Raw genomic sequence first — 354 nt, forward strand, 5'->3', positions numbered from 1 at the left:
TGGTATTCTTGGATTGATCACGGTCACAAACTGCTGAGAAATACCGGCATTGATATCCAAATAAGGACTGATGCGGGTGTAAACTCTCAGTAAATAATGATCCGATGGGGTCTGTTCCGGAATTTTGAGGTAATTGACGGCCTCGCCTTTTTGTAAAGGGACTTTGGCGTGAATGATGGAAACAGCATTTCGGTCAACCAACTCGGCATAAACGACTTGGGAGGCCGAGGGCTCCGTTCCTATGGTGACTTTGGCATCAAACCAGATTTTCTCCCCTGAGAAGTAAAGGGTTTTAGGGGTTTGAAAACTGACCTGTTCCACTGGATTGGTCATTGATTGACCAAAGACCGATTG

1 protein-coding gene is annotated in these 354 nt (G+C 45.8%); it reads right to left on the reverse strand.

From position 1 onward, the window contains the following. Positions 1-333, reverse strand: a 333-nt coding sequence (locus ACNKXV_RS13585; protein WP_417908267.1) for a hypothetical protein, incomplete at its 3' end; no start/stop codon positions are given. Positions 334-354: the final 21 nt, after the last annotated feature.

Source organism: Christiangramia aquimixticola (assembly GCF_048285835.1).
GTDB lineage: Bacteria > Bacteroidota > Bacteroidia > Flavobacteriales > Flavobacteriaceae > Christiangramia > Christiangramia aquimixticola.